Source organism: Bacillus seohaeanensis (genome assembly GCF_042684945.1).
GTDB lineage: Bacteria > Bacillota > Bacilli > Bacillales > Bacillaceae_B > Rossellomorea > Rossellomorea seohaeanensis.
In genome coordinates, this window is sequence record NZ_JBHUMF010000001.1 from 1 (window position 1) to 15,520 (window position 15,520).

Sequence of the window (15,520 nt, forward strand, 5' to 3'; positions counted from 1 at the left end):
AAGATCCCTGAAAGATGATCAGGTAGATAGGTCAGAGGTGGAAGCATGGTGACATGTGGAGCTGATTGATACTAATAGATCGAGGACTTAACCAAATAGAAAAGCGAAGGCGACTGTTCAACTTCGACAAGCGTTGACAGCTCTGTAGAGGAATTCGATAGAATTCATCGGAAGAGCTGTAACGACTCGAGAAGTTAGGAGCCGCAGCTGGACAATTCAACAAGCGATACTCCATCTTTTTGACTTCAACTTTATCTAGTTTTGAGGGAATAATTTTTTAAAAAAGCCCTTGAAAAATACATAAAATATTATATAATAATATTTGTCCTTGAAAGCAATTTAAATAGTCTGGTGATTATGGCGAAGAGGTCACACCCGTTCCCATGCCGAACACGGAAGTTAAGCTCTTCAGCGCCAATGGTAGTTGGGGGATCTCCCCCTGCGAGAGTAGGACGTCGCCAGGCATTGTTCCGCAGTAGCTCAGTGGTAGAGCTATCGGCTGTTAACCGATCGGTCGCAGGTTCGAATCCTGCCTGCGGAGCCATTGCTTCCATAGCTCAGCAGGTAGAGCACTTCCATGGTAAGGAAGAGGTCACCGGTTCGAGCCCGGTTGGAAGCTTAATTTTTAAAACTATGGCCCGTTGGTCAAGCGGTTAAGACACCGCCCTTTCACGGCGGTAACACGGGTTCGAATCCCGTACGGGTCACCATTTATATAGTGGAGGATTAGCTCAGCTGGGAGAGCACCTGCCTTACAAGCAGGGGGTCGGCGGTTCGATCCCGTCATCCTCCACCATTATGCCGGTGTAGCTCAACTGGTAGAGCAACTGACTTGTAATCAGTAGGTTGGGGGTTCAAGTCCTCTTGCCGGCACCATTTTGGTTTTGGAGGGGTAGCGAAGTGGCTAAACGCGGCGGACTGTAAATCCGCTCCTTCGGGTTCGGCAGTTCGAATCTGCCCCCCTCCACCATTATGTATAATAAGTTAAAATTAGGACATCTTATAAGTAAGGGTCCATTTTTATTTTAAATACTAGTTTTATTGGGCTATAGCCAAGCGGTAAGGCAACGGACTTTGACTCCGTCATGCGCTGGTTCGAATCCAGCTAGCCCAGCCATAGGAGCCATTAGCTCAGTTGGTAGAGCATCTGACTTTTAATCAGAGGGTCGAAGGTTCGAATCCTTCATGGCTCATCTTATACAAGAAATCACACAAAGCATGTGCGGTTTCTTGTGTTTTATATTTTAATATGGGGCCTTAGCTCAGCTGGGAGAGCGCCTGCTTTGCACGCAGGAGGTCAGCGGTTCGATCCCGCTAGGCTCCACCATACATACGACTAATTTCCTTAAGCTACTATAGCTTAAGGTTTTTTTGTATATGTTTTGTTAGTTAAGGATTTGGGTGGCTTTCTTGACTTGTCCGATAGAGTTAGGAAGTTCAGAATATCAGCTTGAGATCTTACTCCATTAATTTTGAAATTTCTTACCACCTCAGAGAGTAGCAGCGTCATAACCAGATATCAATGTAGAAAATTAGCTATAAAAAGGACAATATCAGCTAAGCTACTCGTCAGTTTTCAAAATAAGTATACTTTTCTTTCGCTCATTCCATCTTTGTATAATTAGAAGTTTACAACCTTTCCTAATGTTTGTAGTAGACACACTATTGTTGAGAAATAATCATCACAAAAGCCTATTCCTATTAACGGAAACAATATATAGGAACCTATCATTCCAAACAAGAATGTCCACGTATATATATACATGAATATGTCCGGTTGAGTCATAATGCTTTTTTTGGATAAAATAATAGAGGAAAGGGAGGAATTTTTGATGAATAAGAATATTTCTATTGTTGGTGTTCCAATGGATCTTGGTCAGATGAGACGTGGAGTGGATATGGGACCAAGTGCAATTCGCTATGCAGGGGTAATGGAAAGACTTGAAAGACTTGGATATGAAATAAATGATTTAGGCAATATAGAGATTGCCCAGCCGGAGCGGATACATAATGATCCAGAAACAAACTTGCGTAATTTGAAAGCGGTTGCGGAGGGGAGTGAAACTCTAGCTAGTAAAGTTAATGAGGTAATTGAAAAGGGTGATTTTCCTTTAGTTTTTGGAGGAGATCATAGTATTGCGATTGGGACACTTGCAGGTGTTTCTAAGAACTATGATAATCTTGGTGTTATTTGGTATGATGCACACGGAGATTTGAATACAAGTGAAACGTCTCCATCTGGTAATATTCACGGTATGCCACTTGCAGTCAGCTTAGGGATTGGACATGAAACATTAACAAATATTGGAGGGTTTAGTCCGAAGATTAAGCCAGAGAATATTGTAATTATTGGTGCTCGCTCTCTTGATGAGGGAGAAAGAGAATTGATTAGAGAAAGAGGGATTAAGGTTTATACAATGCATGAGGTTGATCGTCTTGGAATGACGACTGTAATGGAAGAAGCTATTCAATACCTGAAGAATAATAAAACGGATGGTGTTCATTTATCATTAGATCTAGATGGTTTAGATCCAAGTGATGCACCTGGTGTAGGAACACCTGTAATTGGTGGTATTAGTTATCGAGAAAGTCATCTCGCAATGGAGATGTTGGAGGAGTCTGGCATTGTTACATCTGCAGAATTTGTGGAAGTAAATCCGATCCTAGATGAAAAAAATAAAACAGCTACAGTGGCTGTTGCTTTAATGGGTTCATTGTTTGGAGAGAAACTTTTATAAAAATTTACGGGCATCCGTAAGTCGATTCGTTTATAATAAAAAGGGCTAAGTATTTTGATTTGGAAATACTTAGTCCTTTTCTATGTTTTTTAATCAGTTCTTATATATTGATATTGGTTTAGCAGATGGTCTAGTTTGGTGCTTAATTGAATGACTTTTTCATTTGCAAAGGATGACTGTAAAGCTAGTGCAATCATTTGACTACGACATTCTTCAATTTGGTATAGTAGCTCGTTGCACTTTACGCTCATTTGAACTCCCCGTTTCTTTATTAATAGTTAGTTCTTTTATACCCCTTTTCAAATATTTGTAAACATTTTTAAGGAAATTTGTTAGGATTAATAGGGGAGAAAGAAAAGTGGAAGCGGCTTGTTCAGCTCGCGAAGAAAATAGGGATTTACCTCAAAGGGTGCTTTTGGCCCTTAGAGGTAAATCATCTTTTTCACAGCGAGTTAGCCGCTGGAACTGGACAAAAAGAAAAGTGGAAGCGGCTTAAACAGAGGATGACAAGTATTTTCGAGAAACAGAAGAAAGCGTTCGTTTTTGGGACCTTAGTTGTTTTTCGTTAGGACTTCAAGACTCTATTCGTTGGGGCGAGATAAAAATAGCTCTCAGTGAATCAGTTATTTATATGCGAATATTTTTTATAAAAAAGTTGAAACCTTTTTGCTATACAGTTCGTATTAAAGTATAGCCGCATAGAGCGGAGGTAAATTAATGGACGCGTTGGTGAAGAAAAGAATAAAACAGGTTTTAAAAGGCGATCAAAATGCTTTTGCAGAGATTGTAGAACTTTATAAAGACAAAGTTTTTCAAATATGTTATCGCATGCTAGGAAATCGTCATGAATCGGAAGATATTGCACAAGAAGCTTTTATAAGGGCATATGTCAATATTCATACGTTCAATCAGAATCGGAAGTTTTCTACTTGGTTATTTAGAATTGCTACTAATTTATGTATTGATCGAATTAGAAAAAAGAAGCCAGATTATTATCTTGACGCAGAAGTATCTGGCACAGACGGCTTGACAATGTACTCGCAAGTGGCTGCAGATATACAAATGCCAGAAGATGAAGTAGAAGAGTTAGAATTGCAAGCAACGATACAAGGGGCAATTTCAAAGCTTCCTGAGAAATACCGGTCAGTAATCGTTTTAAAGTACATTGAAGAATTGCAGCTTCGAGAAATTAGTGATATTTTAGATTTGCCATTAGGGACTGTGAAGACGAGAATTCATCGGGGGCGAGAAGCTCTGCGTAAACAATTGCGCAATATGTAGAGAGGGTGAGTGGTATGAGACCTTGTCCTAAAGATTTGGTAGAATATATGCATGATTATCTAGATGGTGATTTATCTGTAGAGAAGGAAGAACTATTGAAGGGTCATCTGCAATCATGTGAAGATTGTCAAAATCATTTTCACGATCTGAAAAAGGCACTTGCTCTTGTTCAGAGTACTTCACATATACAAGCACCTGTTGATTTTACGGAAAAAGTAATGGAACGTCTGCCTAAGGAAAAGAAGAAGGTAGGAGTTAATCGATGGTTCCGTCACCATCCAATGCTGACAGCTGCTGCATTATTTATGATTCTTATGACGGGGACCTTTTTCACATCATGGAATGACGGCCAGGACTTTTCTTTCACAAAGAACAATGATTTGATTGTACAGGATCATACTGTTATTGTGCCGGAAGGAAAAGTTATTCAGGGTGACCTAACTGTTAGAAATGGTGATGTGAAAATAGAAGGAACAGTTGAAGGGGATGTAACCGTTATTAACGGAGAAAAATATCTTGCTTCTGCAGGTAGTGTAACAGGTGATATTAAAGAGATAGACAAAGCCTTTGAGTGGCTATGGTATAAAATAAAGAACGGTACAAAGGAAATTATTAATCACTAGAAAGAAAAGCTTGAACCACTGGAATGAGAAAATAACAGAAATTCGCAACGGAATGAGAATTACGATAAACTAGAGGGGACCGATATTGTTGTAAGTCAGTCCCCAATAATGGACTGACATGAAGAGAGTCAAATTGGCTCTTCAATGTCAGTTTTTTTAAACTGTTAGGAGGGCATAAATATTTCACTTTTTGCCTTTTGTTATAAAGATGTCATATGAATGTTATAGAACATTTCTCTTGCGGCGATTACAATAAGAGAGGTCTTCTTTATTAAAGACAGAATATTGGGTTTGCCATGGGCGGTTTTCTTTTATGTAAAAAGGTTATGGTATAATGAATAAATTATAAAAAGAAGAAGCCACATGCGGCTTGCGCTTTCGATTAAGCTATGGAGGATGTAACATGCCGTTTATCGATATTTTTACGGATTATACTGTATTAGACTATGTCTCTGATATAGTAGACATTTTGCTAGTATGGTTCGTATTCTACAAAATAATCATGTTAATTAAAGGGACCAAAGCGGTTCAACTTTTAAAAGGGATCTTTGTCATTATTATTGTCAGAGGTCTTAGCAGTCTTTTTGGTTTAGATACATTAGGCTGGATGATGGAACAGGCCCTTACATGGGGGTTCTTGGCGATTATCATTATCTTTCAGCCAGAGCTTCGTCGGGCTCTCGAACAATTAGGGCGCGGACGATTATTCTCAAGAAGTTATTTACAAGAAGAGGAAGAGCAGGAGCAAATGATCGAGTCGATGACAAAGGCTGTCAGTTATATGGCTAAGCGTCGAATTGGTGCATTGCTGTCCATCGAAAAAGAAACGGGATTAAGTGACTACATAGAAACAGGAATACCAGTAAATGCTGAAATATCCTCACAGCTTTTGATCAATATCTTTATCCCGAACACGCCTCTTCATGATGGAGCGGTTGTTATTCAGAAAAGAAGAATAGCTGCTGCCGCTTGTTACTTGCCATTGTCAGAAAGTCCGTTTATTTCAAAAGAACTGGGCACGAGGCATAGGGCAGCACTTGGTATAAGTGAAGTAACGGATAGTGTTACAATTGTTGTCTCAGAAGAAACAGGCGCGATTTCCATAACGAAAAATGGAGAGTTACACCGAGACCTAACACTTGAACGATTTAATGAGATTTTAAGGGTAGAATTAATGGGTGATACAACAAATACTTCCTCAACAAGATGGAGCTTTAGGGGGAAGAAAGACAATGGATAAATTTATGGAAAGTAAATGGTTTATGAGAATTGTCGGTTTACTATTGGCTCTCGTTTTGTATGCGTCCGTGAATTTTGATGACCTTACTGACAAAGACCATAAAAACTCCAGCGATAATTCCCAGAATGTTGTAGAAACGATAGAAGATGTACCGGTAGAGGCTTTCTATGATGCAGAAAATTTATTTGTATCGGGGCTGCCAAGCACGGTAGATGTTGAAATTGAAGGAACAAAGGCTATTGTACAGCAGACAAAGACACTGAAAGGTTTTAATGTTTATGTTGATTTGAATGATATAGGTGTTGGGGATCATCAGGTTCCGATAGAAATAGAAAATATTTCGGAAAAGCTAAAAGTGGAGATAGAGCCTCAGTTTGCTAATATTACCATTCAGGAAAAAGTGACAGAGGAATTTACAGTGGAATCGGAGTTCGATGAGAGCCTGTTAGCAAATGGTTTTGAGGCAGAGAATCTATCTGTCGAGCCGAAGACAGTAAAGGTAACAGGAGCTAAGGATGCTATCGAAAGTATTACGTATGTAAAAGCTACCCTTGATGTGCAGGATGCAATTCATGAAACAACTACACGAGAAGCCAGAGTACAAGTGCTTGATAGGGAACTGAATAAGCTTGATGTAACAGTCGAACCAGAAGTAGTAGATGTCACCGTAAAGGTTGTTAACCCAAGTAAAAAAGTTCCTGTTGTTATAAAGGAAAAAGGGGAACTTCCTCAAGGGGTGAAACTGGAATCTCTATCGGTGGAACAGAAGGAAGTAAGTGTTTATGGTAAAGGAAGTGTATTGGAAACATTAGAAGAGCTAATCGCTGAAGTAGACTTAAGTAAAATTACGAAAGATACAGTAATAAACGTGCCACTTAACTTGAAAGATGGTCTCAATAAGGTGGCACCAGAAGAAGTGAAAGTAACGATTGATGTAAGCACAACCAAGGAAAAAACAGTATCTGGAGTACCATTGAATCTAGGCGGGGTAGGGGAAGAGTATGACTATACAATCGTATCCCCTAAAAGTGAGGAAGTTGATATCGTGGTGTCTGGTTACAGTGAAGAACTGGCTGCCTTATCAACAGAAGACTTTATACTTGATTTAAACCTTGCTGATTTAGAGCCAGGAGAACACAAAGTGGAAATTGATGCCACTGGTCCAGAAAATGTTAAGTGGGAACTATCAACGAAAACAGTTACAGTTCAGATAAAGGAAAAAACAACAGCAGAGGCTGAAGAAGGAGCGAATGAAAATGGGTAAGTATTTTGGAACAGACGGAGTCAGAGGAGTAGCAAATACGGAACTAACTCCAGAATTAGCTTTTAAATTAGGGCGATTCGGAGGCTACGTTTTAACAAAAGATGCACAACGTCCCAAAATTTTAATTGGCCGGGATACTAGAATCTCCGGTCATATGCTAGAAGGAGCATTAGTGGCAGGATTACTGTCCATTGGAGCGGAGGTAATGCGTCTTGGCGTTATTTCCACTCCAGGTGTTGCTTACCTTACAAAAGCTTTAGGAGCACAAGCAGGTGTGATGATTTCTGCTTCTCATAATCCTGTTGGCGACAATGGAATCAAATTTTTTGGTCCTGATGGCTTTAAATTATCCGATGACCAAGAAAACGAAATTGAAGCATTACTTGATCAAGTAGATGACTCCTTACCGCGTCCTACAGGTGCTGATTTAGGACAGGTTAGCGATTACTTTGAGGGTGGACAAAAATATCTACAGTATATGAAACAAACGGTCGATGAAGACTTCTCAGGATTACATATTGCACTTGATTGTGCACATGGGGCAACTTCTTCTCTTGCGACACATTTGTTTGCTGATTTAGATGCAGACCTTTCTACAATGGGAGCATCACCAAACGGACTTAATATTAATGACGGGGTAGGATCTACTCATCCGGAAACACTTGCGAGTATGGTAAAAGAAAAAGGTGCCGATATAGGTCTTGCTTTTGATGGTGACGGGGATCGTCTTATCGCTATCGATGAAAAGGGAGAAATAGTTGATGGCGATCAAATTATGTACATATGTGCGAAACATTTGAAATCAGAAGGTAGATTAAAACAATCAACAGTTGTTTCTACGGTAATGAGCAATTTAGGTTTCCATAAAGGGTTAGAGGAAAACAGTATTCAAAGTATCCAAACAGCTGTCGGAGATCGCTATGTAGTAGAAGAAATGAAGAAAAGCGGTTATAATCTTGGCGGAGAGCAATCCGGTCACATTATCTTCCTTGATTACAACACAACAGGCGACGGCCTTTTAACAGGAATCCAACTGGTGAATATAATGAAATTAACAGGCAAAACGTTGTCTGAATTAGCTGGGGAAATGAAAAAATTCCCGCAAAAGTTAGTGAATGTACGTGTAACGGACAAGCATCATGTAACAGACAATGAAAAAGTAAAAATGGTAATTGACAAGGTAGAAACAGAAATGAATGGAAATGGTCGTATTCTTGTAAGGCCATCTGGTACAGAGCCGTTAGTTCGTGTAATGGCAGAAGCCCCTACAGAAGAACTATGCGAACAATATGTTAATGAAATTGTAGCTGTTGTACAAACAGAAATGGGATTAGCGGAATAAGCGTATATGCGCAAGGGGTAACAACTTTAACTTTTATGCATATGTAATAGCAAGGCTGTTTCTTCCATGCAAGAGTGGAAATAGCATTTTATACAACGTTAGAAAAGCAACAACTGTCTTGGCTAATTCCAGCAGCTAGTCTCTCAAGATTAAATGGCTATCCAAGGAGAAGGTTTGTTAGTAAACCTTCTCCTATGCCAGTTATTTGCTTGTCAGAGTTGCATGAATAGCTTCCATTTTTCTTTACCAAATATTACTCTATAACGTTTTTGTTGACGAAATGTTCTACCCTGTTGTATGATAAATTTTGTTTTCAAAGTAGTTTTATCTCTTTATAGTTTCCTACTAGAGAAAAGATGACTACTAGTACAATGAATGTGGAAAGACTCTCCACTAATTGACGTGTCACTTTATTCAAAAAATAGAAAGGTGGATAGTTTTGTTTTAATCATAAAGCGCCAGGACTGAGTATATGCTCGGCAAAGTTATACTTAGTTGACGAGGTGGAGGTTTATCGAGAGTTCGGCGGATGCCTCCCGGTTGCGGGTCACACGACCGTTAATTTCGTTTTTAAAGCATCGAGGCAACTCGACTGTACAAAGAAGCGGAAAATGTGGCAAACATTATAAAAAATTAACAGAGATAAGGGGGCAAGGGTCCCCCAAGATTTCTTGCCCCCTTTTCATTTAGGGAGGAAGAAAAACTATGTGTGGTATTGTAGGATATATTGGAAATCAAGATACGAAAGAAATTTTACTAAAAGGCTTAGAGAAGCTTGAATATAGAGGATACGATTCAGCTGGTATTGCAGTGAAAAATGATGATGGAATTCATGTGTTTAAAGAAAAAGGTCGTATTGCTGACCTTCGAAATGCTGTAGATGACAATGTTGGTGGTCACACAGGTATTGGTCATACACGTTGGGCGACTCATGGCGTTCCAAGTCATGCAAATGCTCATCCTCATCAAAGTACGTCTGGTCGTTTCACGATTGTTCATAATGGTGTTATCGAAAACTATTCGATTCTAAAACGTGAGTACCTAGAAGATGTTACTTTTAAAAGTGATACAGATACAGAAGTAATTGTTCAATTAATAGAGAAGCAAGTGAACGAAGGAAGTTCTGTAGAAGAAGCGTTTCGTCAAACGCTTATGCTTTTAAAAGGGTCTTACGCAATCGCTCTTTTAGATGCCGAAAATGATGAAACAATCTTCGTCGCGAAAAACAAAAGCCCACTTCTTGTCGGTTTAGGAGAAGACTTTAATGTTGTTGCAAGTGATGCAATGGCAATGATCCAAGTAACAGATCAATTTGTTGAGTTAATGGATAAAGAAATGGTCATCGTTACAAAAGAAAAAGTTGAAATCCAAAACCTAGTCGGTGAAGTAATGGAACGTGCTCCTTATACTGCAGAACTTGATGCAGGTGATATTGAAAAAGGAACATACCCTCATTACATGTTAAAAGAAATTGACGAACAGCCATTAGTAACGCGTAAAATTATTCAAGCGTATCAAAACGGTCAAAATGAATTAATGATTGATGAAGATATTATTGGTGCAATGAACGATTCGGATCGCATCTACATCATTGCAGCTGGAACTAGCTACCATGCAGGTCTTGTTGGTAAGCAGTTCATTGAAAAAAGTGCAAAAATTCCTGTAGAAGTACATGTAGCAAGCGAATTCAGTTATAATATGCCACTTCTATCTGAAAAACCATTATTCATTTTCATTTCTCAAAGTGGAGAAACAGCGGATAGCCGTTCCGTATTAGTTCAAATTAAAGAACTTGGTCATAAAGCGCTTACGATTACAAATGTCCCTGGTTCTACGTTGTCTCGTGAAGCAGACTACACATTACTACTACACGCTGGTCCGGAAATTGCCGTTGCATCAACAAAAGCTTACACAGCACAGTTAGCGGTACTTGCCATTTTAGCTCATGTTACAGCTCAATCTCGTAACGAAGAGCTGGAATTCGATTTAGTTCAAGAGCTTGGAATTGTTGCTACAGCTATGGAAGCTTTATGTGATTCAAAAGAGGTATTCGAAGAGATCGCACGCGAATATCTATCTACGACACGCAACTGCTTCTTCATCGGACGTTCTTTAGACTATTATGTAGGATTAGAAGGATCACTTAAACTAAAAGAGATCTCTTACATTCAAGCAGAAGGATTTGCTGGTGGAGAATTGAAGCATGGTACAATTGCCCTTATTGAAGAAGGCACACCAGTAATCGCTCTTGCAACACAAGAAAGTGTAAACTTAAGCATCCGTGGAAACGTAAAAGAGGTTGTTGCCCGTGGAGCAAATCCTTGTATCATTTCCATGAAAGGCTTAGAAGACGAAGAAGATCGCTTCGTCATTCCAGAGGTTAACGAAATGTTAACACCTCTTATCTCTGTCATTCCGTTCCAATTAATTTCTTACTACGCAGCTCTACATCGCGACTGTGATGTTGATAAGCCACGTAACTTGGCGAAGTCTGTTACGGTGGAGTAGGGATTAGTAGATATTTAGGTAAGTTGTTTCATTTAAAAAAAGTCCTTTACTTGAAAAAAAAGTTCTTTACTTGAAAAAAAACTCTTTTACTCAAAATACAAAAAGTGGTAATGGAATCCTTAGAAAATAACTATAATCAGTATTACTAAGTTTGGGTTGTAGGAACAATTTCTACAATGTATGTACGAAAGGATTTAGTGATTTTACTAAAGTCCTCTGAGATAATTTCTTGGAGGGCTTTTTTATTTATAGCATCTTTTAGCTTATATTCTTTTAATCAATTTATTTAGGTGGTAGATGGAAATCCAGTGTAAATGCTAGTACTAATCTTGTACTAAACTTTTATTATCAATAAAGAAAAGCAAGTTAAATCAACTGGCAGGAATAAAGATTTTTTTCATTGATTAGCTAAAATTCCAGTTAAATCATTAATCCCTTGAATTAAAGCTTCTAAAGAAAAGCCTATTTGAATTAAGGAAATTGCAATAATTAATAGGATAACAGTATTAATCCAAGGCAGTAAGCCCTTATATTTTTCTAATTTCATCATTAATTTTTCCATAATACCCTCCCTTTCTTCCATGATATAACAATAACTTATTTATTATCCCCTTGCCAATGGTAATATAGGTATAAAAAGGTGATAACTATAGCATATAACTCACCAATAATTTTTTGAAACTAAAGGATAATTCCTCCATTCAGTCTTGACGAAATCCTCTCCATATACTTATATGGAGAGCAAACAATAGCCACTTCTCAACGCCTGTTGTTTTTTGTTAGCTAAAAACATTTTTTCAAAGAAGAACATTAGGAAGCTAAAACAGCAAATGTACGGGGAGATAGCTAAGAAAAGGTCCTTGATTATGACATAGTGGTTGAACATAAAAATAAGGTTAATTAGGCGTTATTAGGCGAACAACGTAAACATAAACTTTTCAAGTGAAAAGTATTCTTAAGGCTAAATGTAATGCCTGTAACCTAATCCCTAATAGTTATGGAAGATGCGGTTGTAGTGATTAGTTGTGACCGTCAAGTAAAACTACTAAAGTTACTAACAAAGTCAGTCATATTATTATAATAAGGGGCATTTTAATGGAATAATGGTTTCTAAAAATTAGGTTGTTCAGTAAAGAACTTTTTTATTATGTTACGCCAATCTATTATTACAATTATTACGTATAGTAAAAGACTTTATTTTTATACTCAATTTATGGAGTGCTGCAGTTACAAGGTTTTGTGTAGCAGTCAGTAAAGAACTTTTTTTCGATAAGACATAAGTTGTGTCTGTTCGTTTGGATTATAGTTCGTAACTTTCGATTATAGTTCGTAACTTTTGATTATAGTTTGTAACTCACGATTATAGTCGGTAACTGTTTATTAACATTATGTCTGCTGTTATCGGAAATTAGAAGTATTCCGTAGCAAAATAATATGTATTATGGGCAAAATTAATTGTTCCCTAACACGAGTGAAAATTGGAGAAAACCTCCAGTTTTCCTCGTGTTTTTTGTTTATATAGGAAGGGGAAAAAAACGAAAAAAAGTGGGAAAGTTATTATTCTTTAACAGAAGAAGGAAAAGCGAGAGAAAAAGGCGTGATCCTTAGAGGGAGAAGAGATTGAGAAAAAAGGGGGAGATGGATCGGGGTGTTAAGTAACAATAAAGTTGTTTAATTTACAATAAAACCGTTTAAAAAATAATAATGTTGTTTAAAAAACGCCAGTTGTCATACTATTCAGCAATCCGGGTGCGATTGTTGAATTAGCGTCTCTTTTCTTTTTCAACTAAAGGGTGCGATTAAGGAAGAATCCTTTTGATATTGACCTTTATTATCGGATTATAAATGAGAAACAACATCAAAACACCTTCCTAAAACAAAGTGGAAGGTGTTTCGTTTTTAGTATTTAAAGAGAAATACACTGAAAAAATATGATAAAAGTAATATTATTAATGTTTATTGAGTTAGTTAACGTGTTTAATGTAGCACTCTGGCGTAAATTTTTTACAACCAAATTATACCTACTCCGTCTAATATTTGAAAGGGTGTGGAAGATGCTTGAACGAGAGAGAAAACAGGCAGAAATCAGAAATGAATTAAGTAGAGAGGAGAGACTAGAATGGTTGATGAATGAATACGGTAAAAATGTAGCTCGTTTAGCATTTACATATACTAAGCAGAAGCAGCTATCAGAAGATATTGCACAAGAAGTTTTTATTAGGTGTTATGAGAACTTAGACAAGTTTCGTAATGAATCCTCTTATAAAACATGGGTATATCGAATTACAGTTAATTTATGTAAAGATAAGTTAAGAAGTTGGTCCTTTAAAAATATCGTCTTGACAGAATTTTTCTTGAAGACAAAGGGCACAAACAAATCCCCTGAAATGGAATTAGTTGGTTTAGAGGAGAAACGACTTATTTCCGAAAAAATCCTTGCCTTACCAGTCAAGTATCGAGAAGTTATTATTTTGTATTATTACGAGGAGATGTCATATAACCAAATATCAGATTTATTAAATGTAAGCTTACAAACTATTAAGTCCCGGTTACATAGAGCTCGCCTTTTGTTAAAAAAGTTACTGGAAGGGAGCATTAAAGATGGAGAAAATTTTTAGTAATATAAAAGAAAACATGAATAAAACGGTCTTAAAAGAAATCAATTTTGATGATAAAAATAAAGAAAAAGTGAGACAGGCCATCTACAAAAAAAGAAAAAAGACACGGTTTCATTTAAAGCCAACGTTGAGGTATCTATTAAGTATCAGTGTGGCATGTCTGTTTCTTCTAGGAATGGGTTATTATATTGCAGATAAATTGGAGATTTTACCAGGAGAAGAACAAATGGCAAGCTCAAATAACAAGAAAGAGGATGTTCAACAAGAACATCAAAATGAATCCAATCTATATACGCCTCCTGCTAAGGAAGAATCTTACGAGGATATGACAAAAGAGGAAGTAGTTGTAAAGCTATTAAATACGGTGGATTATTTTCATACCGCGGTAGGGAAGTTTGAAGAGTATAACACTTACTATGATGGTTCAGATAGTACAGTTAATACTGAGTATAAAATAAGTACAAAAAATGTAATTGGTGGATATGAAAAATCAATAAGTCCATTTGTTGACAAGCTGATGGGGATTGAGGAAAGTATTAATGAGCTCATTTATAATGACAAGAAAATCTGGAGAAAAGAGAGTGTTGGAAAAACCTATCGAGTCAGTGATTATAAACCGGAACTAAGTCAAGATACAGTTACTCCAGAACAAGCATTTAGTATAGATTTGAAAGATCTCTATGAATCTGATTCCAAATTTAGGGAACGACCACCAAATGGTAATTCAAATCTATCGTTGTTTCCGTATGAAGTGACCGCTAGCTACCTAAGAAATGAGCATCTTTGGGAGATTGAAAAACAAAATGAAGAAGTGTTAGGTCATAATACAATTGTTTTATACGGAAAACTTGATGAGAAAGTGAAAAACAAGATGGAAGCAAATACCGATGCTTTTCGCTTTTGGGTAGATAAAGATACGGGGATCTTAGTTAAATATGAAACATACGGTACTGACGGTGAACTTATAAGCTATCTCCACCCGGAAAGCTTGGCAGTGAATGTTCCAATTGACCCGAAAGAATTTGTACCAAACTTAGATGGTTATAATAAAATGGATATTCCTAAAAGAGCATATGATGACCCAAGAGAGCAAGAAATAGAGGTTGTAAATCATGCAGACACATTTAAGGAAGAAACGGATGCAGTTTTGGATTTACTTCGTACAGACGTACCTTTCTTGTATGAATTCACTCATCCCGATCTTGAAATATTCTCAGCAAGCTATGAAAAATATAAAGATTTTAAACATGCTTACCTTACTTATAGTTATAAAAAGGATAAAAATGAATTGGGATCGGGCAGGCGATTACTTTATGTACGGGCTTATCATAAGGATTCCATTATTCGTTCCACTGGTGATTTTGAGAGGGAAAAAGGAGAACAACTTGAAAAGTTTACTTTAAACAGCATTGAATGGGAAAGTTATAAAATAAAAAATACCTCAAACTCCTATTTTATAGGGGAGAGAGGTGAGTATAAATACGAGATAGTTAGTCAGGAAATTACTCCTCAAGAAACCAAGGATTTATTGGGATCATTTAAACCTAAAAATTAAGGAAAGTGATTAATCACGAGAATTGAAATCATTCGAATATCTGGATGCAGTTTAGTAAAAAGTCAAACCCAGATTTATCACTCTATTTTCATAGGTAAAATTGGATTGTTATGTTGAGAAAAAAAGATATAAAGTTAATTAGTTATCAACAACTTGGAAGGGAATAGGTTAAATCTATTCCTTTTTTATTCAACGAAAGTCCCTTTAATTGAATAAGAGTATTGCTCAAAAGTATGATATTTAATCAGGATTAAATACTCACATTATTCTTTTTATCCTAACTACTTCAGTGTTCATTCTGCATTTACTTAATGGACCAAGTGGAGAACTTAATGGCTTTATGAACCTAAC

At 37.1% G+C, this 15,520-nt stretch carries 11 protein-coding genes, 9 tRNA genes and 2 rRNA genes; 20 read left to right on the forward strand and 2 right to left on the reverse strand.

Annotated elements, in window-relative coordinates; genetic code table 11:
• From ACFSUL_RS00005 to rocF, 12 genes are all read left to right on the forward strand, one after another.
• Positions 1-95: ribosomal RNA gene (locus ACFSUL_RS00005) — 23S ribosomal RNA — on the forward strand; the annotation flags it as partial.
• Between the two features lie 252 nt (positions 96-347).
• Positions 348-464, forward strand: a 5S ribosomal RNA gene (rrf, locus tag ACFSUL_RS00010).
• 5 nt (positions 465-469) lie between these two features.
• Positions 470-544 (forward strand) — tRNA-Asn (locus tag ACFSUL_RS00015).
• A gap of 2 nt (positions 545-546) precedes the next feature.
• Positions 547-619: transfer RNA gene (locus ACFSUL_RS00020), tRNA-Thr, on the forward strand.
• A 16-nt stretch (positions 620-635) separates the two neighbouring features.
• Positions 636-710, forward strand: a tRNA-Glu gene (locus tag ACFSUL_RS00025).
• Positions 711-720: 10 nt separating this feature from the next.
• Positions 721-796 (forward strand) — tRNA-Val (locus ACFSUL_RS00030).
• Positions 797-800: 4 nt separating this feature from the next.
• A tRNA-Thr gene (locus tag ACFSUL_RS00035) sits at positions 801-876 on the forward strand.
• Positions 877-886: 10 nt separating this feature from the next.
• Positions 887-970: transfer RNA gene (locus ACFSUL_RS00040), tRNA-Tyr, on the forward strand.
• Positions 971-1,042: 72 nt separating this feature from the next.
• Positions 1,043-1,117, forward strand: a tRNA-Gln gene (locus tag ACFSUL_RS00045).
• Positions 1,118-1,120: 3 nt separating this feature from the next.
• Positions 1,121-1,193, forward strand: a tRNA-Lys gene (locus tag ACFSUL_RS00050).
• A gap of 58 nt (positions 1,194-1,251) precedes the next feature.
• Positions 1,252-1,327 (forward strand) — tRNA-Ala (locus ACFSUL_RS00055).
• A gap of 505 nt (positions 1,328-1,832) precedes the next feature.
• On the forward strand, positions 1,833-2,738 hold the full coding sequence (rocF, locus tag ACFSUL_RS00060) for an arginase (protein WP_377931523.1): 906 nt from the start codon (positions 1,833-1,835) through the stop codon (positions 2,736-2,738).
• An 89-nt stretch (positions 2,739-2,827) separates the two neighbouring features.
• Here the strand turns inward: rocF and ACFSUL_RS00065 are convergent, their stop codons facing one another.
• Positions 2,828-2,989, reverse strand: a complete 162-nt coding sequence (locus ACFSUL_RS00065) for a Spo0E family sporulation regulatory protein-aspartic acid phosphatase (RefSeq protein ID WP_084778510.1) — start codon at positions 2,987-2,989, stop codon at positions 2,828-2,830.
• Between the two features lie 466 nt (positions 2,990-3,455).
• Between ACFSUL_RS00065 and sigW the strand changes: the two genes are divergently transcribed.
• The 6 genes from sigW to glmS all read left to right on the forward strand — a co-directional run bounded on the left by sigW (position 3,456) and on the right by glmS (position 10,996).
• On the forward strand, positions 3,456-4,019 hold the full coding sequence (gene sigW / locus ACFSUL_RS00070; RefSeq protein ID WP_071413609.1) for an RNA polymerase sigma factor SigW: 564 nt from the start codon (positions 3,456-3,458) through the stop codon (positions 4,017-4,019).
• 14 nt (positions 4,020-4,033) lie between these two features.
• A complete protein-coding gene (locus ACFSUL_RS00075; protein ID WP_377931526.1) occupies positions 4,034-4,642 on the forward strand; it encodes a zf-HC2 domain-containing protein in 609 nt (202 codons plus the stop codon).
• A gap of 403 nt (positions 4,643-5,045) precedes the next feature.
• On the forward strand, positions 5,046-5,882 hold the full coding sequence (cdaA, locus tag ACFSUL_RS00080; RefSeq protein WP_071413607.1) for a diadenylate cyclase CdaA: 837 nt from the start codon (positions 5,046-5,048) through the stop codon (positions 5,880-5,882).
• The gene (locus tag ACFSUL_RS00085) at positions 5,875-7,146 is read left to right on the forward strand and encodes a CdaR family protein (RefSeq protein WP_377931529.1); all 1,272 of its coding nucleotides are present in this window, start codon (positions 5,875-5,877) and stop codon (positions 7,144-7,146) included. The genes cdaA and ACFSUL_RS00085 overlap by 8 nt, the downstream gene beginning before the upstream one ends.
• The gene (gene glmM / locus ACFSUL_RS00090; protein WP_377931531.1) at positions 7,139-8,488 is read left to right on the forward strand and encodes a phosphoglucosamine mutase; all 1,350 of its coding nucleotides are present in this window, start codon (positions 7,139-7,141) and stop codon (positions 8,486-8,488) included. Before ACFSUL_RS00085 ends, glmM begins: the two co-directional genes overlap by 8 nt.
• A 705-nt stretch (positions 8,489-9,193) precedes the next feature.
• The gene (gene glmS / locus ACFSUL_RS00095) at positions 9,194-10,996 is read left to right on the forward strand and encodes a glutamine--fructose-6-phosphate transaminase (isomerizing) (RefSeq protein ID WP_071413604.1); all 1,803 of its coding nucleotides are present in this window, start codon (positions 9,194-9,196) and stop codon (positions 10,994-10,996) included.
• 397 nt (positions 10,997-11,393) lie between these two features.
• On the opposite strand, the gene ACFSUL_RS00100 is transcribed toward glmS, so the two are convergent.
• Positions 11,394-11,558 (reverse strand): hypothetical protein, encoded by a 165-nt coding sequence (locus tag ACFSUL_RS00100; protein ID WP_377931533.1) that lies wholly within the window; start codon positions 11,556-11,558, stop codon positions 11,394-11,396.
• Between the two features lie 1,492 nt (positions 11,559-13,050).
• On the opposite strand from ACFSUL_RS00100, the gene ACFSUL_RS00105 reads away from it, so the two are divergent.
• Complete coding sequence (locus ACFSUL_RS00105) at positions 13,051-13,614, forward strand: sigma-70 family RNA polymerase sigma factor (RefSeq protein ID WP_377931535.1); 564 nt, start codon at positions 13,051-13,053, stop codon at positions 13,612-13,614.
• Positions 13,598-15,169, forward strand: coding sequence for a hypothetical protein (locus ACFSUL_RS00110; protein ID WP_377931537.1), 1,572 nt, complete (start codon positions 13,598-13,600; stop codon positions 15,167-15,169). Before ACFSUL_RS00105 ends, ACFSUL_RS00110 begins: the two co-directional genes overlap by 17 nt.
• The last annotated feature ends 351 nt before the right edge of the window (positions 15,170-15,520 follow it).

What these genes read in the sequence shown, in the direction of transcription:
- ACFSUL_RS00075 (WP_377931526.1), top strand. Translation starts at nt 4,034, where the DNA reads ATGAGACCTTGTCCTAAAGATTTGGTAGAATATATGCATGATTATCTA.
- cdaA (WP_071413607.1), top strand. Translation starts at nt 5,046, where the DNA reads ATGCCGTTTATCGATATTTTTACGGATTATACTGTATTAGACTATGTC.
- sigW (WP_071413609.1), top strand. Translation starts at nt 3,456, where the DNA reads ATGGACGCGTTGGTGAAGAAAAGAATAAAACAGGTTTTAAAAGGCGAT.
- glmM (WP_377931531.1), top strand. Translation starts at nt 7,139, where the DNA reads ATGGGTAAGTATTTTGGAACAGACGGAGTCAGAGGAGTAGCAAATACG.
- ACFSUL_RS00105 (WP_377931535.1), top strand. Translation starts at nt 13,051, where the DNA reads ATGCTTGAACGAGAGAGAAAACAGGCAGAAATCAGAAATGAATTAAGT.
- ACFSUL_RS00100 (WP_377931533.1), bottom strand. Translation starts at nt 11,558, where the DNA reads ATGGAAAAATTAATGATGAAATTAGAAAAATATAAGGGCTTACTGCCT.
- ACFSUL_RS00110 (WP_377931537.1), top strand. Translation starts at nt 13,598, where the DNA reads ATGGAGAAAATTTTTAGTAATATAAAAGAAAACATGAATAAAACGGTC.
- rocF (WP_377931523.1), top strand. Translation starts at nt 1,833, where the DNA reads ATGAATAAGAATATTTCTATTGTTGGTGTTCCAATGGATCTTGGTCAG.
- ACFSUL_RS00085 (WP_377931529.1), top strand. Translation starts at nt 5,875, where the DNA reads ATGGATAAATTTATGGAAAGTAAATGGTTTATGAGAATTGTCGGTTTA.
- glmS (WP_071413604.1), top strand. Translation starts at nt 9,194, where the DNA reads ATGTGTGGTATTGTAGGATATATTGGAAATCAAGATACGAAAGAAATT.
- ACFSUL_RS00065 (WP_084778510.1), bottom strand. Translation starts at nt 2,989, where the DNA reads ATGAGCGTAAAGTGCAACGAGCTACTATACCAAATTGAAGAATGTCGT.